At 46.5% G+C, this 20,002-nt stretch carries 28 protein-coding genes; all 28 read left to right on the forward strand.

The features are described from left to right. The coding region (locus ACFIMK_RS06325) for a transposase domain-containing protein (protein ID WP_375693533.1) at positions 1–1,852 on the forward strand (1,852 nt) is incomplete at its 5' end. Positions 1,853–2,522: 670 nt separating this feature from the next. Further along, entirely contained in the window at positions 2,523–3,554 is a 1,032-nt protein-coding gene (locus tag ACFIMK_RS06330) for an AAA family ATPase (RefSeq protein ID WP_375613740.1), read from the forward strand. Next, positions 3,551–3,820, forward strand: coding sequence for a hypothetical protein (locus tag ACFIMK_RS06335; protein WP_375650566.1), 270 nt, complete (start codon positions 3,551–3,553; stop codon positions 3,818–3,820). Before ACFIMK_RS06330 ends, ACFIMK_RS06335 begins: the two co-directional genes overlap by 4 nt. After that, positions 3,820–4,098: a hypothetical protein gene (locus tag ACFIMK_RS06340; RefSeq protein ID WP_375624050.1), complete on the forward strand. Its 279-nt coding sequence runs from the start codon at positions 3,820–3,822 to the stop codon at positions 4,096–4,098. Before ACFIMK_RS06335 ends, ACFIMK_RS06340 begins: the two co-directional genes overlap by 1 nt. Further along, positions 4,082–4,705: a DUF3164 family protein gene (locus ACFIMK_RS06345; RefSeq protein WP_375613741.1), complete on the forward strand. Its 624-nt coding sequence runs from the start codon at positions 4,082–4,084 to the stop codon at positions 4,703–4,705. The genes ACFIMK_RS06340 and ACFIMK_RS06345 overlap by 17 nt, the downstream gene beginning before the upstream one ends. Before the next feature lie 10 nt (positions 4,706–4,715). Continuing rightward, the gene (locus ACFIMK_RS06350) at positions 4,716–5,333 is read left to right on the forward strand and encodes a regulatory protein GemA (RefSeq protein ID WP_012231822.1); all 618 of its coding nucleotides are present in this window, start codon (positions 4,716–4,718) and stop codon (positions 5,331–5,333) included. Between the two features lie 6 nt (positions 5,334–5,339). Next, entirely contained in the window at positions 5,340–5,747 is a 408-nt protein-coding gene (locus tag ACFIMK_RS06355) for a helix-turn-helix domain-containing protein (protein WP_375629092.1), read from the forward strand. An 87-nt stretch (positions 5,748–5,834) separates the two neighbouring features. Beyond that, positions 5,835–6,416, forward strand: coding sequence for a glycoside hydrolase family 19 protein (locus ACFIMK_RS06360; protein ID WP_375682926.1), 582 nt, complete (start codon positions 5,835–5,837; stop codon positions 6,414–6,416). Further along, positions 6,413–6,700, forward strand: coding sequence for a hypothetical protein (locus ACFIMK_RS06365; protein WP_375612317.1), 288 nt, complete (start codon positions 6,413–6,415; stop codon positions 6,698–6,700). Before ACFIMK_RS06360 ends, ACFIMK_RS06365 begins: the two co-directional genes overlap by 4 nt. After that, a complete protein-coding gene (locus tag ACFIMK_RS06370) occupies positions 6,693–7,031 on the forward strand; it encodes a hypothetical protein (protein ID WP_375613746.1) in 339 nt (112 codons plus the stop codon). The genes ACFIMK_RS06365 and ACFIMK_RS06370 overlap by 8 nt, the downstream gene beginning before the upstream one ends. Further along, on the forward strand, positions 7,024–7,239 hold the full coding sequence (locus ACFIMK_RS06375; protein ID WP_375613747.1) for a hypothetical protein: 216 nt from the start codon (positions 7,024–7,026) through the stop codon (positions 7,237–7,239). The genes ACFIMK_RS06370 and ACFIMK_RS06375 overlap by 8 nt, the downstream gene beginning before the upstream one ends. Continuing rightward, positions 7,236–7,550 carry a DUF2730 family protein gene (locus ACFIMK_RS06380; RefSeq protein ID WP_375607966.1) on the forward strand — a complete coding sequence of 105 codons (315 nt, stop codon included), beginning with the start codon at positions 7,236–7,238 and terminating at the stop codon, positions 7,548–7,550. The genes ACFIMK_RS06375 and ACFIMK_RS06380 overlap by 4 nt, the downstream gene beginning before the upstream one ends. Then, positions 7,547–7,903, forward strand: a complete 357-nt coding sequence (locus ACFIMK_RS06385; RefSeq protein ID WP_375612320.1) for a hypothetical protein — start codon at positions 7,547–7,549, stop codon at positions 7,901–7,903. Before ACFIMK_RS06380 ends, ACFIMK_RS06385 begins: the two co-directional genes overlap by 4 nt. After that, positions 7,866–8,447, forward strand: a complete 582-nt coding sequence (locus ACFIMK_RS06390) for a phage protein Gp27 family protein (RefSeq protein ID WP_375682927.1) — start codon at positions 7,866–7,868, stop codon at positions 8,445–8,447. Before ACFIMK_RS06385 ends, ACFIMK_RS06390 begins: the two co-directional genes overlap by 38 nt. Beyond that, positions 8,440–10,062, forward strand: a complete 1,623-nt coding sequence (locus ACFIMK_RS06395; RefSeq protein WP_375682928.1) for a hypothetical protein — start codon at positions 8,440–8,442, stop codon at positions 10,060–10,062. Before ACFIMK_RS06390 ends, ACFIMK_RS06395 begins: the two co-directional genes overlap by 8 nt. Before the next feature lie 12 nt (positions 10,063–10,074). Then, on the forward strand, positions 10,075–11,655 hold the full coding sequence (locus ACFIMK_RS06400; RefSeq protein WP_375682929.1) for a DUF935 domain-containing protein: 1,581 nt from the start codon (positions 10,075–10,077) through the stop codon (positions 11,653–11,655). Next, complete coding sequence (locus ACFIMK_RS06405; RefSeq protein ID WP_375629070.1) at positions 11,648–12,853, forward strand: phage minor head protein; 1,206 nt, start codon at positions 11,648–11,650, stop codon at positions 12,851–12,853. The genes ACFIMK_RS06400 and ACFIMK_RS06405 overlap by 8 nt, the downstream gene beginning before the upstream one ends. Positions 12,854–13,561: 708 nt before the next feature. Continuing rightward, positions 13,562–14,560 carry a phage protease gene (locus tag ACFIMK_RS06410; RefSeq protein ID WP_375682930.1) on the forward strand — a complete coding sequence of 333 codons (999 nt, stop codon included), beginning with the start codon at positions 13,562–13,564 and terminating at the stop codon, positions 14,558–14,560. After that, positions 14,557–14,898, forward strand: coding sequence for a hypothetical protein (locus ACFIMK_RS06415; RefSeq protein ID WP_375629485.1), 342 nt, complete (start codon positions 14,557–14,559; stop codon positions 14,896–14,898). The genes ACFIMK_RS06410 and ACFIMK_RS06415 overlap by 4 nt, the downstream gene beginning before the upstream one ends. 12 nt (positions 14,899–14,910) lie before the next feature. After that, entirely contained in the window at positions 14,911–15,876 is a 966-nt protein-coding gene (locus tag ACFIMK_RS06420; RefSeq protein ID WP_375668588.1) for a capsid protein, read from the forward strand. Between the two features lie 15 nt (positions 15,877–15,891). Next, on the forward strand, positions 15,892–16,314 hold the full coding sequence (locus ACFIMK_RS06425; protein WP_375624209.1) for a gp436 family protein: 423 nt from the start codon (positions 15,892–15,894) through the stop codon (positions 16,312–16,314). A gap of 1 nt (position 16,315) precedes the next feature. Continuing rightward, entirely contained in the window at positions 16,316–16,810 is a 495-nt protein-coding gene (locus ACFIMK_RS06430) for a phage virion morphogenesis protein (protein WP_375633726.1), read from the forward strand. Beyond that, entirely contained in the window at positions 16,807–17,328 is a 522-nt protein-coding gene (locus tag ACFIMK_RS06435; protein ID WP_375662569.1) for a hypothetical protein, read from the forward strand. Before ACFIMK_RS06430 ends, ACFIMK_RS06435 begins: the two co-directional genes overlap by 4 nt. Next, positions 17,325–17,918, forward strand: a complete 594-nt coding sequence (locus ACFIMK_RS06440) for a baseplate assembly protein (RefSeq protein ID WP_375682931.1) — start codon at positions 17,325–17,327, stop codon at positions 17,916–17,918. The genes ACFIMK_RS06435 and ACFIMK_RS06440 overlap by 4 nt, the downstream gene beginning before the upstream one ends. A 12-nt stretch (positions 17,919–17,930) precedes the next feature. After that, the gene (locus tag ACFIMK_RS06445; RefSeq protein ID WP_375681057.1) at positions 17,931–18,131 is read left to right on the forward strand and encodes a hypothetical protein; all 201 of its coding nucleotides are present in this window, start codon (positions 17,931–17,933) and stop codon (positions 18,129–18,131) included. 3 nt (positions 18,132–18,134) lie between these two features. Further along, the gene (locus tag ACFIMK_RS06450; protein ID WP_375633729.1) at positions 18,135–18,515 is read left to right on the forward strand and encodes a GPW/gp25 family protein; all 381 of its coding nucleotides are present in this window, start codon (positions 18,135–18,137) and stop codon (positions 18,513–18,515) included. Next, on the forward strand, positions 18,508–19,389 hold the full coding sequence (locus ACFIMK_RS06455; protein WP_375638668.1) for a baseplate J/gp47 family protein: 882 nt from the start codon (positions 18,508–18,510) through the stop codon (positions 19,387–19,389). The genes ACFIMK_RS06450 and ACFIMK_RS06455 overlap by 8 nt, the downstream gene beginning before the upstream one ends. Beyond that, positions 19,389–20,002 (forward strand): phage tail protein (locus tag ACFIMK_RS06460; protein ID WP_375682932.1); only part of this gene is annotated, 614 nt, incomplete at its 3' end. The genes ACFIMK_RS06455 and ACFIMK_RS06460, both read left to right, overlap by 1 nt.

A 20,002-nucleotide genomic window follows, 5' to 3' on the forward strand; every position in this document is an offset into this window, starting at 1 on the left:
AGGCAAAACCAAGCCGGTTTGGAAGTATCACATTTCCTTATTGCCGGAGGGGGCGCGGGCGGCGTTGTTGGTGCGGTTTGGTGGGGTTTGTGTAGAAGAAAAGACAGAGAAAAGCGATCAAAAGACAAGTATTTGGGTGCGTTATGAGGGGCTTTCCAAGGCGCATAAAAGGCGCTGTGAAGAGCGTTTGAAGGCACTTTGCTTTTGGGAAGATTTACTCCATGCCGGTATGGGTGTGCATGATGCGGCAAGTTTGAGTGCGGTGCAATTTGGTGTGAGCCGGATGTCGCTTTTTAATTGGCGGCAGATGGTGGAGGGGTATGAGCGCCCTGATTGGTTGGCAGCTTTAGCGCCTTGTTATGGTGAGGAGAATGTTTCGCAATTTGCGCCGTGTCATGAGGGGGCGTGGGAGGTTTTTTGTTCGGATTATTTGCGCCCCTCTAAACCTGCTTTTTCGGCGTGTTATCGGCGGATGGTTTCGGTTGCACAGGAGCGGGGTTTTGAGCCCATTCCTTCTGAGCGGGCTTTGCGGCGTCGTTTTAAGGCGCAAATTTCCAAAGCGGTTGTGGTTTTAGCGCGTGAGGGAGAAGAAAAGGCAAAAAAGCTTTATCCAGCCCAACGGCGTGATCGCTCAAGCCTGCATGCACTGCAAGCTGTGAATATGGACGGGCATAAGCTGGATGTTTTTGTGAGTGTTCCTTGGACAGAGAAGCCTGTGCGGCTTTATCTGATAGCGATACAAGATCTTTATTCGGGCAAGATTTTATCGTGGCGCTTATCGGATGCTGAGACTTGGGAAATCGTTCGTTTGGTGATTGGGGACATGGTGGAAGCTTATGGCATACCGGAGCGTATGACCTTGGATAATGGGCGTGCCTTTACCAGCAAGTGGATTTCTGGAGGTGTGCAAAACCGTTTTCGTTTTAAGATTAAGCCGGATGATCCGCAAGGGCTTTTGACGAGTTTGGGGGTGCAATTGCAATGGACCACCCCTTATAGCGGACAGTCTAAACCGATTGAGCGGGCATGGCGTGATCTGGCAGAAGCGATTTCCAAACATCCCTTTTGTGCGGGGGCTTATACGGGCAATAAACCGGATGCCAAGCCTGAAGATTATGGCAAGCGCGCGATAGGATTTGAAGCGTTTAAAGCCCATGTTGGGGCGCAAATTGTGGCACACAATGCGCAAGCAGGGCGTAAGGCGGTTAATTGTGCGGGGCGCAGTTTTGATGAGACCTTTACTGAGAGCTTGCAAGCCGAGGGGACGATTATTCGGCAAGCAACGGCGGCACAACGGGCTTTATGGCTTTTAACCTCTGAGGCGTTGCGTGCGCAAAAGGGTACGGGGGAGATTCATTTTTATGGCAATCGTTATTGGGCGCGGGCGTTGAATGAGCATGCGGGGAAAAAAGTGATTGTACGCTTTGATCCGGATAATTTGCATCAAGATTTACGGGTTTATGATTTGAACAATCGGTTGCTTTGTCTGGCACCATGCCTTTGTGATGTAGGTTTTTATGACCAGCAGGCGGCGCGCTTGAATGGGCGTTTGCGTAAAGAATATGTGAAGGCTGTTAAAGCAGAAAAACAGTTGGCAGCAAAGCTTGCACCTGATCACTTGGCCGATGTTTATGGGCGCCTTGAGAAAAAGGATGAAGCGTTCAAATCTAAGCTTCCGATAAAGCCAAAGGTGAGCCGCTTGATGCCAAACAATGTGGGGAATTTAGCTTTGAAAGCAGACGATGATGAGGTTTTGGGGGAGGAAGAATTCAGTCAACACTTGCATAAAGCTTTGAGAAAGCTTTCCGCCTCTGATGAGGGGCGTGAGGTGATCAAGTTTCCTAAACGATAGGAAAGGAAAGAGGGGGGATTTGTAAGAATTCTCAAAAGGAAGCTGGTTTTGTATCGCGTACCAGGTTGAAGCGTTAACAAAGAAAGGGGGGAGGAATCTTAATCCTTTAAAAGTCTAATCAATACATGAAGTTTCTAGGTATCTTTGCCTGATTGGGTGAGATGCGTNCTTTGGGGGAGGAAGAATTCAGTCAACACTTGCATAAAGCTTTGAGAAAGCTTTCCGCCTCTGATGAGGGGCGTGAGGTGATCAAGTTTCCCAAGCAATAGAATAAGGAAATAGGAAAAGAGAGGGGGGATTTAAGGGGACCGGTTGAGGTCCATGTGCGGGGTTTGAAGCGTTAACAAAGAAAGGGGGGGAGGAATCTTAATCCTTTAAAAGTCTAATCAATACATGAAGTTTCTAGGTATCTTTGCCTGATTGGGTGAGATGCGTGGAGTTAGCAAGTTCCCCGATGTGTGAGAAAGAGAGGGGATTTGCAAGGTTAGCCGTTTTAGTANTGGAGTTAGCAAGTTCCCCGATGTGTGAGAAAGAGAGGGGATTTGCAAGGTTAGCCGTTTTAGTATCGCGTACGGCTTTTAAATGTTCATTCTAAAGACAAAAGATAAGGGGCGGGTGGGAGCCCTTCCCCTTATCAATAGTCTAAAATCAATACGAGAGGGGAATATACATGAAAAACGCGATAAATGCAACGGTCGATAAAAATCCTTGGGCGCGACCTAAAATCCAGCCCAATGGAACAGCACAAAACCGCAACAGTGATGACATTGCTTTATGGAATGAGCTTGTGGATGCAGTGAGAGCTTTGGGGCAAATGAATGATTGGTCGAAAGCAGAGGTGGCGCGGCGCATAGGCATGCCGGATGGGACGTTTTCGCAATGGTATGCGGGCAGTTATGCGGGACAGTTGGGGAAGCAAAATGCAAAGGTTCAACAATGGGTTGAGGTTTTAAAGGAAACGGCGGGGTTTTTGGAGAAGATCCCTGAAAAACCAGCCTTTCAGAGGAATCGAATTGCCAGTGAGATCATTGACACTTTAACACTGGCACAAAGTACGGGGGATATGGTGATGATTACGCTTGATGCGGGCAGTGGTAAGACCGAAACTTGCCGTCATTATCGCTCTACCCGCCCGCATGTTTATCTGGTGACAGCCAGCCCGCATACGCGCAGTGTTCACGGTATTTTGAATGATATGGCAGCAGAATTGGAAGTGGTGGAATATAATCCCACCCGCTTAACGCGTGCGATTGGTAAGAAATTAGAGCGCGTGGGCAGTGGTACGTTGTTGATTGTTGATGAGGCGCAAAATTTAACGGATGAAGCGATTAATCAGTTGCGCCACTTTGTTGATATCAATGGTACGGGGTTGGCTTTGGTTGGCAATGATGAAATCTCTGGACGGTTGGTTCATCGTCAAAATGGTCCCTCTTATGCGCAAATTAAAAGCCGATTGGCGATGCATTTGAAACGGCGCAAGCCCTATAGTGAGGATATTGCAGCGCGCATTCATGATTGGGGGATTGAAGATGTTGGTGCGATAAAGTTTTTGACAGGGATAGGCTTAAAGGCTGGAGCTTTGCGGCAAATTGACAAAACCATGATGTTGGCACGCATGGCAGCGCTTGGAGATGGGTGTGAGGTGACTTTGAAACATGTCAAAGCGGCATGGAAAAACCGTGACGTGGAGGAATTGGCATGATCTCTTTATGCGACAAAGAATTATCCGATACGCTTGTTGGTCTTTATGACGATTATCAATGCGGTTTTGATATTGGAGAACAGCTTAAATTGTGTGTTGATTTGGCGTTATTGCTTGAATTGGAGTTGAGTGTTCACCGTTTGGGGGAAGCGGATGCGGTTTTGGAAGGCCAAGTTTCAGAAGTTTTGGCTGAGTGTGACAGCTCTGATCGAGATGAAGATAAGAGCAATCGTGTGATTTATATGGATTTTGGAGGAAGCAAATGATGGAACGTAACCCTTATATGGTAAGAGATAGCTTGATTGCTTTGCGCTCTGCCTTTTTACAGTATGAGGTGAATGGCATTTTTATGCATGGACAAGATGTTCGAGAATTGAATGAGTATTTGCGTCGTTTGGCAGGCTATAACCACGTTTTAAGTCATGAGCTTATGCGGTGTCGTTGGCAATTGAAAGCGGGATGTGCGCCTTCTTCAGGGGATGTTGTGCCATTTCGTCGTTTTCAAAAAACACAGGAGGAAGTTGGTGATGAATCCACAAATTGAACTTGAAGGTACGCGTTATATGAAGGATGCAAAAGGGGCTTTGGTGCCGGTAAGTTTGATCCGCCCTGCGGATTTGTTAGAGGATGAAACGGTGCGCAAAATTATGGGTTTTGCGAAAGAATTATCGGCAAGGATTGCACGTTTTAACAACCATACGATTGCGGATTTGAGTGATTTTGATAGCTTGCTTGCGCAAGAATATGGTGTGGAGCGGCGTGGCAAAAAGGGCAATTGTACTTACACAAGCTTTGATGGTTTGCAACGTATTAAGGTGCAAGTTCAGGAAAGTGTTGATTTTGGACCGCAATTGCAAATTGCCAAAAGCCTTCTTGATGAGTGTTTGAATGAATGGTCTGCGGATGCACGCCCTGAAATCCGTGCGATTATTACGCGTGCTTTTAATACGGATAAAGAAGGCAAGGTGAATCGGGGCGAGATCTTTATGCTGTTGCGTTTGGATATTGATGATCCACGCTGGAAAGAGGCGATGCGTGCCATTCGTGAAGCGATCCGTGTGACGACATCTAAGGAATATGTGCGTTTTTATGAACGCGATACATTAGAAAGCGCTTGGCGTGCTGTGACCATTGATCTGGCGAAGACATGAGGGGGGAGAGATGTCTTTAGCTGTCCTTCATATGGGAAAACGCGCGTTAGGTCTTGATGATGAGACCTATCGCGCACTGCTCTATCGCTTGACAGGCAAGCAATCGGCGAAAGATTTGAATTTTTCAGAAAAGCACTTGGTTATCGCTGAAATGAAAGCGTTTGGTTTTAAGCCGAATGGGAAGCGTTTAGAGGGGAAATATGCTAAGAAGCTCCAGGCGCTCTGGATTGCTGGGTGGAATCTTGGCATTATTCGTGATCGTTCAGATAAGGCGTTGCTTGCCTTTGTGAAAAGACAGACAGGGATTGATCATATTCGTTTTTTACGCGATAGCGATGATGCATGCAGAGCCATTGAGGCGTTGAAAGGTTGGTTGCAGCGGGAGGGTGGGGTTGACTGGAGAGGAAAAAACCGCGAAGATTCATGGAGGAAGAAACCAAGCATTTCCATTTTGTGTGCCCAATGGAAGTGTTTGAATCCCGATGCTATGTTTGAGCTTGGGGCTTTTCATCAAAGTGTTATGGCGTTAAGTGGTAAAGCTTTGGGTGAGATGAGTGGGGGCGACTTTAGAGAAGTGATGAATGTTTGGGGGCGGAAAATCCGTAAAGGTGTTAAAAGCGAGGGGTAAGCATGTATGCAAGAGGAAATCTATAGCGATTTTCCTGCCTTATTGCGTGAAATAGCTGATGTTGCGGGCAGTGAAGCAGCATGGAATATGATGCGGGCTTTTGGTGGACGAGAAGTTTATATACCCGGGCGTCTTGAGAGTGCGGATTGGTTGATTGAAATTGTTGGGTTTGAAGAGGCGCAGCAACTCATCAACCATTTTTGTTTTAATGGTTCGGGAGTGCGTCTTCTTATCCCCCTTGGCAGAGATGCTGAACGGCGGCAAAAAATGGTGCAAGCGTTGCAAAAAGGCTGGTCGGTGGATGCTGCCGCTGCTGTTTCTGGTATGCATGTGCGCACAGCCTATCGCTTGAAGAAGAAAATTTCTTTGCAAGAACCACAAGGTTCGTTATTTTCAGAGTTTTATGAGTATTGAGAGTTTTGACTGACAGTGTCAGGCTTATATTGGGGGTTTGAAATCCGATAAACTGCGAATGAATTTTTATTCATTGAGTGGTTTGTTATGGTTTCAATAGATGCTTCTTTTCTTCATCGCCTTGCGCCTAAATTGGCGCATCATGCGCGCCAAGATTTTATTATTGTTGAAATGGCACGCGTGTTGCCTAAAGCTTTATCCTATGGAGCGATCACAACACCATTGCGTGTTGCGCATTTTTTAAGCCAATGTGCCCATGAGAGTGATGGCTTTTTTACCGTTTGTGAATATGCCTCAGGGCGCGCTTATGAGGGGCGGCGTGATTTAGGCAATGTCAACCCTGGGGATGGGGTGCACTTTAAGGGGCGTGGTTTGATCCAGTTGACGGGGCGCAATAATTATCGTCGTTTTACGAAGTTTTGGCGCCTAGTCGATGAACAAGCGGTTGATTGTGAGGCATTTCCGCAAGAGCTGGAAAAGTTTCCAGCAGCGCTTTGGTCTGCTGTTTGGTTTTGGCAAATGAAAGGCTTGAATAGGCTGGCTGATCAAGATGATTATCTAGGGATTACCAAGGCGATCAATGGGGGAAGAAATGGACTTGTGCAACGTTTGATTTATTTGAACCGCGCCAAAAAGCTTTTGGGACTTGGAGGCGAGGTAAAGGCATGAAGCCCTCTTATCGTGGTTCTAGGCTCTATTTATGGTGGTCTTTTTGGTTTGCTTGGGGGGTTATTTTTTTGCTTGTTTCTGGTGGTTTGTGGGGGGCTCCGCATATTGTTGATATGGCGAGCATTTCTATTCCTTCGATGGTGGCGATTATTGTTGGCAATCTGGGGGTGCATCGTGGCTTTGGCTCGTTGGATTTTTCTAATAGGAAACATTCCCATAAGCGGCATAGCAGCTCCTATGATGGGGTGGAGATAACGAGGTGGGGAGATAAAAGCAATGTTTAGCCCACTTTCAAAACTGTCTTTTGGTCTGCTTTTTTTGGTCAGTGTGATGTTGGCGGCTTTTGGCTTTATGAAAGCGCAAATTTTAAAGGCGGAAAAGGCGCGTGATTTGTATTGGCAGTTGGAGATTGCCAAGGCTTCAGCACGTGCACTGCTTGTACAAGAGCGACAAAGACAAGCAGCGTTGGAAGCTGAGCATCGAGCGCAAGGGGTGATTTCGGCTTTGGAACAAAAGCTTACAAAAATGGAGGAAGTCAATGCAGTATTGCCAACTACTGGCGGTGGCATTGGGCTTGAGCGTGTGCGCTTGCTCAACACACAAGCCGGTGGGTAGCCTTTCTTATCATTTTTTATCGGTTGAGTTGCCGCCTGTTGTTCGCATGGCGTGTGCCCGCCCAGCTTTATTGCCAGAGCGTGCTTTGAATGCGCGTGAAGTGGTGCACTATTGGGGGCGTGATCGTGCTGCTTTATTGATTTGTGAACAGCGCAGAAAAGCTGCGGAGCGGGCGATTTTAGGCAAAAGAGAGGGGACTTTTAAGTGAATTTGGATATCAGTGTTGCCAATGGCTGGTTGTCTTTATTGTTATCGGTTATTGCGATTTGTGGGGTTTTGAGAGCCTATTTTTCTTCCGGTGCGCGGGAAATGCTGAAAGATATCACGGCGCTTAAAGAGCGTGTGCAAAAGTTAGAAACAGAGATGGACTTTTTGCCTGATCGTGATGCGCTGCAAAGATTAGAAGTGAATATGGAGAAATTGAATGGTCGTCTCAACACGCTTTCTGCACAATTACAACCGGTGGCAGCCATTGGTGAGCGCTTGCAAGAGTTTTTGTTGGAGAATGCCAAGAAATGAAAGCAGATATGGATAAAATCATCCGTGAAGAAGCGCGGTTGATTATTTTAAAAGGGCTTGCTTGTGAGCGCAGCGAAACTTTATCGAGTGCGATGATTGAGCGGCTTTTATACAGTTATGGCATCAGACGCGATCGCGATTTTGTGCATAATGAACTGGCATGGATGGAAGATCAAGGTGCTGTTACTTTAAAATGTGTGGGTTCGGTTTTTCTTGCGGCATTAACAGAACGGGGAGCGCGTCATTTAGACCGGAGCTTTTCCATTGAGGGGATTAAGCGGCCTAAACGTTCATCAATAAAAGACGAGGTGAAGGATGCGCAAGGTCGGGCGTGGACGTTTAACGGCGATTGATTTATTGCCGCAAGCTTGTGATCAAATTATTGCTGCTGCTGCTGAGGCTTTAAATGGGCGTGAGAAGACGCAAAAAGCCATTTATGATGAATTTAAAGCAGCTTTGAAGGCTTTAAAAAAAGAAATGGGTTTAAGCTTTTCTATACCCTCCTTTTCCAGTTTTAATCGTTATTCTTTGCGGCTAGCCGTGATGTCACGGCGCCTAGAACAGACAAGAGAAATTGCCGCAAGTCTTTCCAAGCGTTTTGATGCCAAAGCTTCTGATAATATCACTCTTTTGACGGCGGCAGCGATTAAGGAGTTGATTTTTTCCACGTTGAGCAGTGGGAAAAACCTTTCGCCAAAGGCAGCACAAGAATTGGCCAATGCGCTTAAAGGCGTGTTGGCGGCTGAACATTTGTCGACCACCAGACGGCAAAAGTTGGAAAAAGATTTTACCAGCAAAGCAAGCAAAGCGGTTGACGCAGCAGCAGCGGCGGCGGGGCTCTCAGAAGAAACAGCGCGAGCTATTCGTGCGCAGGTGTTGGGGGTAAAACATGGCTGAACAGCCCTTTTCAAAAAGTCATGTCTTTGATCATCAAAGTGGTTTTGATATTTGGCAGAGAAGTACTTTTCCCAAAGAGAGTGATCCCTTAGCGGAAGGCGTTTTGATGGCGCATCAACGGGCATGGATTGAAGATAAGTCCCCATTAAAATTGGTGGAAAAGGGGCGGCGGACCGGCATTACTTTTGCAGAAGCTTTGGATGATACACTGATTGCAGCGGCGGCACGTGAAGCGAGGGGCGATAATGTTTTTTATATTGGTGACACCAAAGACAAGGGGCGGGAATTTATTGGCTATGTGAGCCATTTTGCTTCGGCAATTACGAGCCATAGTGGGGATGTTGAGGAATTTTTATTCTCTGATCAAAGGGCGGATGGTTCAACGAAATATATCTCTGCTTATCGGGTGCGTTTTGCTTCGGGGTTTCGGATTGAGGCGCTTTCTAGCCGCCCTGAAAATATTCGCGGACTACAGGGTATTGTGGTGATTGACGAGGCGGCGTTTCATCAAGATGTGCGCGCTGTTTTGGATGCTGTCAATGCTTTGCTCATTTGGGGAGGCAAGATCCGTGTGATCTCCACCCATAATGGTGTGCTCAATCCTTTCAATGAATTGATCCGTGAAGCACGAGCAGGCAAAATGCCTTTTTCGGTGCATTGTTACCCCTTTGGTGTTGCTGTTAAAAATGGCTTGTTTAAACGGGTTTGTGCCATGAAGGGGGAGGTGTGGAGTTTAGCATCTGAGCAACAATGGGAAGAGCAAATTCGTGCCTCTTATGGGGTGCGTTTGGCTGCGATGCGCCAAGAATTAGATGCCATACCAGCCGATCAAGAAGGGGCGGCTTTAACACGTTTGCAGATTGAAAATTGTTGCGCGCCTGACATTGCATTGTTGCGTTTTGCTTGTGTGGATGATTTTAAAAATCAATCGGAACATCAACGAAGTGTTGCTGCTTTTGCTTGGTGTGAGAAGCATATAAAACCTCTTCATGCTGGGCTTGACCGGCGGCGCCAACATGTTTTTGGTGTTGATTTTGCGCGGAGTGGCGATGCGACATCGATTGTGGTGATGGAGGTGGGACAAGATTTGGTGCGCCGTGTACGGTTTATGGTGGAATTGCGCAATACGCCGTTTGATCAACAAAGAGAGATTTTATTTTATGGGGTGAATGGTTTGCCGCGTTTGATGGGCGGCGCGTTAGATGCGCGGGGCAATGGGGCTTATTTAGCCGAAAAAGCGGCGCAGCGTTATGGGGCTTGTGTGAAGGAAGTGCCCTTGTCACAAAGTTGGTATGGCAAGGAAATGCCGGCTTATTTAGAAGCTTTTGGGGATGGGACGATTGTTTTGCCGCGCGATAGTGACATTGTTGCCGATCATCAAGCGCTTGCTTATGTCAATGGCATTGTGAAAATTCCAGACAATCATCGTTTTAAAGGCAGTGATGGTTTTATGCGTCATGGTGATAGCGCGATTGCTTGCGCTTTGGCTTATTTTGCCAGCCGCCAAACTCCTGAAATTTATGATTATACACCTGTGAGAGAGGCTTATCGTTTTGATGAAAGCTCGCTCTTTTCAACGCCTTTTTTTTCAACAATGCGATCAAAAATTTATTGATGGGATGATGAGATGGTAAAACTTGTAGATCAGTGGGGCAGGGCGCTTAATATCAAAGGGCTAGAGCATGAGGTGGCGGCGCCTACCATTGGCGGTGTTCGTGATGTGTGGTCACAAACCATTGTCAGTGGTCTGACCCCTGCGCAACTTGCTGATATTTTACAACAGGCAGCAGAGGGTCATCCAGAGCAGTTTTTCCAACTTGCCGATGATATGGAAGAGCGTGATTTGCATTATCGTGCTGTGCTTGGCATGCGTAAAAATGCTCTCACAGGGGTGGAGCCTGGAGTGATTGCCGCAAGCAATAGTGCACAGGACAAAAAGATAGCAGATGCGGTGCGGGAAGTGATTAGTGCGCCTACCTTTGTTGATGATTATGTGACGGATTTATTGGATGCTTTGGGGAAAGGTTATGCGGTTGTAGAAACCTTGTGGGACAAGAGTGCCAAGGAATGGTGGCCGGTTGCTTGGAAATGGCGTGACCAGCGGTTTTTTCAATTGGATCGGCGGGATGGTTTTCATTTGCGTTTAAAAGAAGAGGGGTCTTTTAATGGAAGTGAATTGCCTGCTTATAAATTTTCCATTCATCGCCCAAAGTTAAAAAGTGGGTTGCCTATCCGCACGGGGCTTGCGCGGCTTGCAGCTTGGGCTTTTTTGTTTAAATCTTATACCTTAAAAGATTGGATGGCATTTTTAGAAGTTTATGGCATGCCTTTGCGTGTGGGTAAATATGGGGCAAGCTCTTCTCATGAGGAGCGACGGGTTCTCATTCAAGCAGTGCGTGATTTATCCAGTGATGCGGCAGCAATTATTCCCAAAGAAATGGAGATTGAATTTATTGAAGCGGCAGGAGGCAGTGGCAATGCGGTTTTTGGTGTCAAGGCGGAATATTTAGATCGACAAATTTCTAAAGGTGTGTTGGGACAAACCATGACGACGGATGATGGTTCGTCCTTTTCGCAAGCACGCATTCATGAAAATGTGCGCCATGATATTGCCAGAGCTGATGCACGCCAATTAGCTTTAACGGCTAATCGTGATTTGATTGTGCCTTTTGTTGAGATTAATTTTGGACGCCAAGAGCGCGCCCCCCTTGTCTATTGGCCGATTTCGGAAAATGAAGACATTAAAGCGATTAGTGATGCGCTGGAAAAACTTGTGCCTTTAGGTTTGCGTGTTGGGGCGCAAGAAGTGCGCAATAAGATTGGTTTTTCGCAACCAAAAAAGGAAGAGGATGTTTTAAAGGCTCCTGATAATGCGCTTGATGATGAGAGGGGAGAAAAGGCTCATGTTTGTGCTGATTGTGGAGGTGTTTTTGATGTTTCTGTGACAAGAGAGAGCAAGGGTGCAAAAGAGAAGGGTGGGAAACATCACGACGAATTGGACCGGCTTTCACAAGAAGCTTTAAGCGACTGGGAAGAGGACTTAGAACCCCTTTTAGAGCCTTTTAAAAAGCTTGTGAGAGAAGCAAAAAGTTATGAGGATATCCTTAAAGGCTTAGATGAATTGCTAGGTGAGATGGATCATCACGCATTAGCAGCGCGCTTGGCAAAAGTACAAATGATTGCACGTGGGCTTGGGTATCATGGATGAGGAACTTTTTAAAACCGCCCCTAAAGAGGTCACCCGTTATTTTGAAGCCAAGGCACTTGTTCCAAGCTTTGATTGGCGTGATATAGCACCAGAAGAACATGCTTTTTCCTTTACGGTGGCAAAATCGCTAGGCTATGATATTTTGGAGGATTTTAAGCGAGCGGTTGGAGAAGCCATAAAGCATCAAGTTCCTTTTCAAGATTTTCAAAAAAATTTGATGCCGATTTTACAGGAAAAGGGTTGGTGGGGTAAAAAGACCAGCATTGACCCCAAAACTGGTGAAAAGAGCGTGGTGCAATTGGGCAGCCCACGGCGTTTAGAAACGGTCTATTGGGCCAATACCATGAGTGCGCATGCAGCAGGCGAGTGGGAGCGCACACAAAATAATAAAGAATTTTTGCCCTATCTCACCTATGCTTTGTCGAGTTCAGAACATAAGCGTTTAGAACATGAAAGTTGGGTGGGGTTTACCGCACCCGTTGATGATCCGGTTTGGGATTGGCTTTATCCACCCAATGGCTGGCGGTGTAAATGCAGTGTGCGACAGGTAAGCCGTTATGAAGCAGAAGATTTAGGCTATGAAGAGGGGGCAGAGCCACTTCATGTTGAAAAGCAGGTTTGGCACAATAAGCGAACGGGGAAAATTGAGAAGATACCAAAGGGGATTGATCCTGGTTGGCATTTGAACCCTGGGAAACATCGCGCGCAAAACTTAAGCAATTTTTTGAGTGATAAAGTCTCTGTGATGGGGGACAATGACAAACGCATTGCCATTGAAGATATTGTGGGTTCACCACTTTTGGAAGCCATGTTTGAAGGACATATGCCGCGTGGATTTATTCCCATTGCCCCAATGATCCAAAAGGTGCGTGATGTTTTTGCAGCGGAAAATTCTCTTATTCGCTTATCCGCAGACAGTGTGAAACATATTTTGTTAGAGCATCAAGCGCGTGATCTTCGCTTGGATGATTTTCGGGGCGCCATTCAAACGCTCATCCGCCCCCATGGCATTATCAGGCGAAAAGGTGTACCGAGCGTTGTGTTTTTGGGTGAAAATGATGGGGTATGGTGGCGCTTAGCAGTTAAATTCGTGGCAAGCAAACAAGAATGGTGGTTGACCTCCATGCATAAAAAAAGCTCTAGAGAAATTGGACGCTTATTGGATGCGGCTGAAAAAAAGGGCGAGAGGTTGTTGTAAAGAAAACAACAGGAAGAAAGTCTTTTGTTCTTAATGGAAAAGAGGCGAGGAAAATGAGAAGGCGTGGAGGGCGGTCAACTCCTCGCAGATCCGGTAAAACCGTCCTGGTATAACTGGCTCACGCCTCGCGGATAATGTAACAGTTTAAAAGTTTAAAAGCAATCTTTAAAAAAATGGTGCTCTGTCGCCAGTGTCTTTGAAAACAATTTTATAAGAGTGTTTGGGGGTGTTTTCTTTAAAAGGGAAAAGAAGGATGAACGGTTGTTGTAAAGAAAACACCGTAAAGCTCTGTTGGTGTTTGTGAGAAGGAACTGGTGTCGAGAAAAATGAGAAGGCGTGGAGGGCGGTCAACTCCTCGCAGATCCGGTAAAACCGTCCTGGCAAAACTGGCTCACGCCTTACCTCCAATGATATAATGTTTTTAAGCCAAAAAGCAATCTTTAAAAAAACGGCTTGAGAGGGGCTTTTTTTGTATAAGACGATAAATTGTACCTCTAACTTCACGACGGCGCTCTATCGCCTTTGAAGTGCCTTTGAAAACGATTTTATGGGATGGTTTGGCACGGGGGTTTCTCTCACAAGGAGAATAATAGGGAAAAGAGTGCTTTTTGAGAAATGCTCTTTTGACTGACAGTGTCAGACTTATGGTGGGAGTAAGTTTCATGCATTGTATTGCCAATGACAATTGTAAAGCAATAGGCAATGTTTATGGAGCAAGAATTTCACAAAGATCAAAAAGATGGGGATGCAGAAACATTTCATGCTGCGTTAATAGATCTTTGCCAAGACGCTACCGTTAGCCAAGCGCCTGAATGGGTAGAGCTTTTGCCCAAAGCGCCCCATGTGAAGGCACGTGATGGACGACAATGGCATTATAACCCGCAAACTATTTTAAAAGCCTTTGCAGCCAATAAAGGACCGCTTGTGATTGATTATGAGCATGGGCAACATCACCGTGCGAGAAATGGTCTAGAAGCACCTGCAAGTGGCTGGATTGAAGAATTAGCAGAGCGGGATGGTGCGATTTGGGGGCGTGTTAAATGGACCGATATGGCCGCTAAAAAGATTGTTTCCCAAGAATATCGCTATCTTTCGCCTGAGTTTCGCCATTCCAAGAAAGGTGAAATTTTAAATTTAGCCGGTGCTGGTTTGGTGAACCGTCCAGCCCTTGTCATGACGGCTTTAAGCCGTGAACAGCCTTCCCCTATAACTTTGACGGAGAAAATGATGGATTTGACAGCCATTGCCAGTGCACTATCACTGGCAGAAGATGCTAAAGCGGATGAGATTTTAGCAACGCTTAAAGCGCGCGAAAAAGAACGCGCGGAACTTTGTGCTCAATTGACAAAGGTGCAAGAAGATTTAGCGCTTTTGCAAGAAGAGCAAAAAAATAAGGCTATTGAGAGCCTTTTAGACAAGGCCATTGAAGAGGGCAAGATTTTGCCGGCTGCCCGCGAGGAATATCGTGCACTCTGTAGCCTTGAAGGGGGTGTGGAACATTTTAAAAGTTTGGTCGAGAAGTTGCCGGCGCTTGCCTCAACAAGCCCTTTAGAAGTGTGTGCTTTAGCGCAAGAACCAAAGCTTGCGCCAGAAGAGGTTGCTGTTGCGGCACGCCATTATAAGGAAGAGCAGAAGCAAAAAGGTTTCGACATCACCATTAGCCAAGCAGTTGATTATATTTGCGAACAAAAGGAGCGCCAATCATGAGTACGATGATTTTAATTAAATCTTTTCGCGCCATAGATGTGATTTCACCTTATTGCATTGTTGCAGCGCGCGGTGACGGAATGGTGGCAACGGCTTCTGGTAAGGGTGATAAATTATTAGGGACTGCTGGGTCATTGAGTGCAAAGGCTGGTGAGATGATTGATGTTGGCCAATGTGGTTGGGGCGAAGTGGTTTGTGGAGGCAATGTTTCCTTTGGTGATTTTTTGACCTCTGACCCAAAGGGGCACGCCATAAGGGCAGAAGCAGCAGATCGCACCATTGGTATTGCCATGAGTGATGGTTCTGCTGGTGATGTTATTTCTTTTAAAATTAATTAATCGAGGCATAAAATGAACAGACCTTTTCCCATTGATCCAACACTCACCGCTATTGCTATTGGTTATCGCAATCCAGCAGGTTCTCTTATTGGCGATAGAGTTTTGCCACGCGTTTGTGTTTTAAGTGAGGTGTTTAAATATAGTGAATTTCCCTTAGCGGAAAATTTTACCGTGCCTGAGCTTGAAGTTGGGCGAAAAGGGCGCCCGAATGTGGTGGAATTTTCTGCCTTTGAACGGGAAGCCAGTGTCAAAGATTACGGACTTGATGATCTTATCCCCAATTCAGATATTGAAGCAGCGGCACGCGCACGAGCAGAAAAGCGCTCTCGTTATAACCCCGAAAAGACAGCTGTAGAGGGACTTGCCAATTTGCTAGAATTGGGGCGTGAAGTGCGTGTTGCAGCGCTTGTGCAAAGAAGTGAAAATTATGCACCAGAGCGGGTGATAACACTTAAAGGTGAGAATAAATTTAGCGATTATGAGAAATCTGATCCTTATGCTGTTTTAGATGAGGCCATGGATAAAAGTCTCGTCTATACGCCCAACACCATTGTTATGGGCAAAGTTGTTTGGTCAAAACTCAAACGTCATCCCAAAATCATCAAAGCTGTTAAAGGGGGTGGCACTGCTGATGGTTTTGTCACCAAGGCGCAATTTGCTGATCTGATGGAAATACACCCCGATCGTTTACTCATTGGTGAATCGCAAGTGAATTTGGCACGTAAAGGGCGTTCGGCACAATTGGCACGCGTGTGGGGCAATAAGATTGCACTGCTTTATATTGACCCTACCAAACAACAGGCAGATGGTTCGGTGATCAGTTGGGGTTTTAGCGCCCAGTTGGGCGAACGTTTGTCTGGAGTGATCCAAGATCCAGATATCGGCTTATCAGGCGGCAAACGGGTGCGTGTGGGGGAACGTGTGTGTGAATTGGTTGCCGCAAAAGATGCCGGTGTTTTGTTGCAAGAAGTTGTCTAAGGGAAACTTTTAAACATGGCTTATGCAAGCAAAACATTGATTGAAGAGCTCTGGGGTGATGACTTCTTGGATGATTTGTGTGGGATGGATGAGAACTCTGATCCAGTTTTTTCAGAGCAAGCCATTGCCCGCGCGCTCGAACAGGCAAGTGGTGAGATTGATGTGCATTTGTCTCATCGCTACTCAATCCCCATTGCTGGACAGCCGGCGGCTCTGGGTATGATCTGTGTCAATATTGCTGTTTATAATTTAGCCATACGCCATACGGCACTGACCACGACTATTGAAGATCGTTACAAACAGGCGGTTGAACTCTTGAAACGTATTGCCGAAGGCAAAGCGGGTTTAGGCATAGATGAACCTAAAATTATGAGCGAAGATGGACCGGTTCGTGATGGGGCTTTTTTTCATGCCAAGCCGCGTTTGATGGGAAGATAATATGTCTGTTGCAACCCATATTGAGATTAAAGAGACAGGGCTTGAAGCGGCTTTATCCTTTTTGCAAAAGGGAGCTGATCGCTCGATGGGGACTTTGGCACAAGGGGTTGGGCGTCTCATTCAAGAAAGCACAAGGCGGCGGATTCAAAGTGAAAAAATGTCTGCTCAAGGAGAGAAGTGGAAAAACAATCATGCCCGCACCTCCATTCTTTATGCCAGTGGGGCGCTTTCACGCTCCATTGATATGAAAGCTTCACCAGAACAGGTGATTGTGGGCTCTGGGTTGGTTTATGCGCGGATTCATCAATTAGGTGGGGTTATTCACCCGAAAAATGGCAAGACACTGCGCTTTTTTCTTAAAAGCGGCAATGCACACCGCTTTGTTTGTGTGCATCAAGTGACCATGCCCGCACGCCCTTATTTGGGGCTTTCAGAGCACAATAAAGTGGAAATTGTCAAAGCGACAGAAGACTGGCTGGAAAGGGTCTTTGCATGAGTCAAACGATTAAAAATGCTGGGCGCATTAATCAGTTTCGTGAAGCGGTGATAAGAAGCCTTAAAGGCGCTTTACCGGATGTGCGTGATTGCGGCTGTCAATTTGGACGTTTTAACTTAGAAGAGCTTGAAACACAGATGCTGGTGGCTCCAGCAATACGGGTTGCGGTGTTAGAAAGCCGTTTGAATCCTGTAGCAAGTGGACAGATGAGTGCTGATCTTCATTTAGGGGCTTTTATTATTACCACAGGTAAAGAGCGTGATGTTTCCAGTTGGCTTTTAGCAGAAGCCATTGCGGTGCTTTGTCATAGCGGGCAATTGTGGGGACTAACGCATTTGAGTGCCCCGCGTGAGGTGCAAATTGAACCGATTATCTCTGCGGCGATTAAGCAGCGTGGTGTATCGATAAGCGTGGTGGAATGGCACCAAGATTTGCATCAGTTGGGACAGGATATTTTTTGTGATGAGGGACAACTCAAAAGTGGTTTGATTTCATGGGACAATGAGGTGGGGGCATGAATGATGCACATCTCTTAAGTGATACCTTTCGACAAATCATGAAGCGTCTTGATGCGCTTGAACGCTGTCTTGCCAACCAGCACATGATCGGGCGGGTTGTGCAAGTTGATGGCCATAGGGTGCGGGTGAAACTTTCCGAACAGGGTTCCAATGGACAAGCGGTTTTATCGCCTTGGTTGCAAGCGCAAGAAGCTTCTGGCGCTCTCTCAAGCAATATGCCCCTCCATGTTGGTGATCCGGTGCGGTTGTTAAATCCCCATGGCGAAATTGGCTCTGCCTCTCTGGTGGTGCGCGATAGCTATAGTGAGGATGCGCCTAATCCCGCACGCTCGCCGCAAGAGTTGGCGCTCTGTTATGCCGGTGGCGCTTTGCGGATGACAAAAGATGAACTTATTCTCTCCCATGGGGAAAATCAAATTCATTTGAGTGAAAAAGGTTTGGTGCTTTCTCATCAATCAACCCGTGTTGAATTAACGGGCAGTGTGCATATTCAAGCAGAAGATTTACAGCATAATCAAAAATCTGTTGGCGCAAGCCACAAACACGGTGGGGTCAAAATGGGTCCCTCCACAACCTCTTCCCCTCTTTAAAGGAGTTTTATCATGCGTGAGAACACTTATGTTATTTTAACCAATGCCGATTTTGTTGCAGGCAAGCGTTCACCGGGCAAGGGTGAGGAAATTTGTTTAAGTGAGGAAGCGGCTAAATATCCGTTGCTGCTTGGTCAGATCGCTGAAAAACCAGTCCCTGTTGTTGCTGCGGCCCCAACGGTCTCTACCACAAAGACAAGCAAAGGGGCATAAGCCATGCGGTGCGGGATGAGCGAAAAGGATGGCTCTCTTTTATATGGCTTTGCGCATTGTCAACAGTCACTTCGTAAATGTCTGACGACAAGAATTGGGACACGGGTTTTGCGTCGTCATTATGGATGTGATGTTGGAGCATTCCAAGATGCCAATGCTGATCCTGCGACGATGATGCAGCTTTATCAAGCAATTGTTGAAGCACTCGATGATCCAGAGTGTGGAGAGCCTGGGTTCTCGTTGCAGAGGATTGATCTGACAAAAGCAACGCGTGAAGGCACATTCCATTTTGTTTTAACGGGTGTTTTTTATCCCAATGGGCATTTGGGGGATTGGTCACACAAAGAGCCAATGAGCATCAATTTAGAGGTTGGTGATGACTGAGTTTGAACCTTTATCCTTTTCACAGATTCCTCCTCCACAACTCCCTCTGCCACAAATTATTGAAGAGCTTTCTGTTGAAGCAATTTTAGAGCAAAAGATCACGCGTTTGACTGAGCTTTTTGCAGCGCATCATATTCCTTATAATGTGGAAAAGACGGCTTATGATCCCGTGGTCATTCAATTGCAAGCGGCGGCTTATGAAGAGTTTCTATTGCGCCAGCGAATTAATGAAGTGGCGCGGGATAATTTACTCACATTTGCGCGTGGAACAAGTTTAGATCATTTGGGGGATTTTCATGGGGTCACGCGCCTTTTGGATGAAGATGATGAGCGGTTTCGCCGCCGCATTCGCTTGAATAGACAAGGACATTCCACAGGGGGCACAGCGCCACGTTATCAATATTTTGCCCTCTCAAGCGATATCCATGTCAAAGATGCTTTTGTTTATCGTGAGGGTAAAAGCCCGATTATTCATGTGGCTCTTTTTAGTGATAGCCCATCAGGGGTGGCAGATGAAGCTTTAATTGCCAAGGTGCAAGCCGCCCTTGATGCCCCCCATGTTAAAATGACCAATGACCACATCCTTGTGAAAAGCGCGGTACAGCGGATGATCAATGTTTCTGCTGATTTTTGGTTGTTACCGGATGAAGGCTCCTTTGTTTTGGAAAGAGCGGAGCAGAATTTAAGAGCAGAATGGGCGCGTGCATGGAGGCTTGGGCGTGATTTGTCTTTAAGTTGGATACTAAGCCGCTTGATGGTTGAGGGCGTTCACCATGTGAACATAACGCAACCTTGTGAGGATATTTTGGTCGCACCGGATGAAGCCGTCGCACTAGGGGATATTGTCTTGTCTGAACGGGGGCGTGCTTATTGATGCTTTCCTCACTTTTGCCCCCAAATTCGAGCTTGTTTGAACGTTGTTTTGCAGAAGCAATGGCTCTTGACCCTCACGTTAAAATGGCACTCGAAGAAATACCTCGCGCGAAATTTATCACGCGTCCGCCTTCTTGGTTGCCCTTTTTAATAGACGAATATGGCTTACAAGAATTAACCCCTTATTTCTCTAACCTTTATGATTTAATTGATCAGGGTCTTGCATGGCAAAATATTCGCGGCTCCCTTGCGGCAATAGAGATAGGGCTTGAATGGCTAGGGATTTCGGCACGCTTTCAACCCGCCTGGACGGGGCGAGCATGGTGGAATTCCTTTCAACTTGATTTTGATCAGTTGCCTGAACGCAAAAGCCTTGAAGCTATTGAAGCGATTACCGACCTTTCCAAAAGTTTGCGCTCTGATTTTCGCCGTGGGACCTATGGTTATGATGTGCAAGCCTTGGAAGGCAATATGTCACGCCTTGATGACAGCATGTTGGAGTATGAAAGCGGTGTTCACTTAACAGCTGGGGACACTTTGTTTTCCTTTGGGCGCACAACAGAGATCAATCACACGCTCACAAGAGAAGAAGGCAGGCTTATTGGTAATTGGAT

Origin of the sequence: Bartonella sp. AP280QHHD (genome assembly GCF_042196125.1) — a bacterium.
GTDB lineage: Bacteria > Pseudomonadota > Alphaproteobacteria > Rhizobiales > Rhizobiaceae > Bartonella.

What these genes read in the sequence shown, in the direction of transcription:
- ACFIMK_RS06330 (WP_375613740.1), top strand. Translation starts at nt 2,523, where the DNA reads ATGAAAAACGCGATAAATGCAACGGTCGATAAAAATCCTTGGGCGCGA.
- ACFIMK_RS06335 (WP_375650566.1), top strand. Translation starts at nt 3,551, where the DNA reads ATGATCTCTTTATGCGACAAAGAATTATCCGATACGCTTGTTGGTCTT.
- ACFIMK_RS06340 (WP_375624050.1), top strand. Translation starts at nt 3,820, where the DNA reads ATGGAACGTAACCCTTATATGGTAAGAGATAGCTTGATTGCTTTGCGC.
- ACFIMK_RS06345 (WP_375613741.1), top strand. Translation starts at nt 4,082, where the DNA reads ATGAATCCACAAATTGAACTTGAAGGTACGCGTTATATGAAGGATGCA.
- ACFIMK_RS06350 (WP_012231822.1), top strand. Translation starts at nt 4,716, where the DNA reads ATGTCTTTAGCTGTCCTTCATATGGGAAAACGCGCGTTAGGTCTTGAT.
- ACFIMK_RS06355 (WP_375629092.1), top strand. Translation starts at nt 5,340, where the DNA reads ATGCAAGAGGAAATCTATAGCGATTTTCCTGCCTTATTGCGTGAAATA.
- ACFIMK_RS06360 (WP_375682926.1), top strand. Translation starts at nt 5,835, where the DNA reads ATGGTTTCAATAGATGCTTCTTTTCTTCATCGCCTTGCGCCTAAATTG.
- ACFIMK_RS06365 (WP_375612317.1), top strand. Translation starts at nt 6,413, where the DNA reads ATGAAGCCCTCTTATCGTGGTTCTAGGCTCTATTTATGGTGGTCTTTT.
- ACFIMK_RS06370 (WP_375613746.1), top strand. Translation starts at nt 6,693, where the DNA reads ATGTTTAGCCCACTTTCAAAACTGTCTTTTGGTCTGCTTTTTTTGGTC.
- ACFIMK_RS06385 (WP_375612320.1), top strand. Translation starts at nt 7,547, where the DNA reads ATGAAAGCAGATATGGATAAAATCATCCGTGAAGAAGCGCGGTTGATT.
- ACFIMK_RS06390 (WP_375682927.1), top strand. Translation starts at nt 7,866, where the DNA reads ATGCGCAAGGTCGGGCGTGGACGTTTAACGGCGATTGATTTATTGCCG.
- ACFIMK_RS06395 (WP_375682928.1), top strand. Translation starts at nt 8,440, where the DNA reads ATGGCTGAACAGCCCTTTTCAAAAAGTCATGTCTTTGATCATCAAAGT.
- ACFIMK_RS06400 (WP_375682929.1), top strand. Translation starts at nt 10,075, where the DNA reads ATGGTAAAACTTGTAGATCAGTGGGGCAGGGCGCTTAATATCAAAGGG.
- ACFIMK_RS06405 (WP_375629070.1), top strand. Translation starts at nt 11,648, where the DNA reads ATGGATGAGGAACTTTTTAAAACCGCCCCTAAAGAGGTCACCCGTTAT.
- ACFIMK_RS06410 (WP_375682930.1), top strand. Translation starts at nt 13,562, where the DNA reads ATGGAGCAAGAATTTCACAAAGATCAAAAAGATGGGGATGCAGAAACA.
- ACFIMK_RS06415 (WP_375629485.1), top strand. Translation starts at nt 14,557, where the DNA reads ATGAGTACGATGATTTTAATTAAATCTTTTCGCGCCATAGATGTGATT.
- ACFIMK_RS06420 (WP_375668588.1), top strand. Translation starts at nt 14,911, where the DNA reads ATGAACAGACCTTTTCCCATTGATCCAACACTCACCGCTATTGCTATT.
- ACFIMK_RS06425 (WP_375624209.1), top strand. Translation starts at nt 15,892, where the DNA reads ATGGCTTATGCAAGCAAAACATTGATTGAAGAGCTCTGGGGTGATGAC.
- ACFIMK_RS06430 (WP_375633726.1), top strand. Translation starts at nt 16,316, where the DNA reads ATGTCTGTTGCAACCCATATTGAGATTAAAGAGACAGGGCTTGAAGCG.
- ACFIMK_RS06435 (WP_375662569.1), top strand. Translation starts at nt 16,807, where the DNA reads ATGAGTCAAACGATTAAAAATGCTGGGCGCATTAATCAGTTTCGTGAA.
- ACFIMK_RS06440 (WP_375682931.1), top strand. Translation starts at nt 17,325, where the DNA reads ATGAATGATGCACATCTCTTAAGTGATACCTTTCGACAAATCATGAAG.
- ACFIMK_RS06445 (WP_375681057.1), top strand. Translation starts at nt 17,931, where the DNA reads ATGCGTGAGAACACTTATGTTATTTTAACCAATGCCGATTTTGTTGCA.
- ACFIMK_RS06450 (WP_375633729.1), top strand. Translation starts at nt 18,135, where the DNA reads ATGCGGTGCGGGATGAGCGAAAAGGATGGCTCTCTTTTATATGGCTTT.
- ACFIMK_RS06455 (WP_375638668.1), top strand. Translation starts at nt 18,508, where the DNA reads ATGACTGAGTTTGAACCTTTATCCTTTTCACAGATTCCTCCTCCACAA.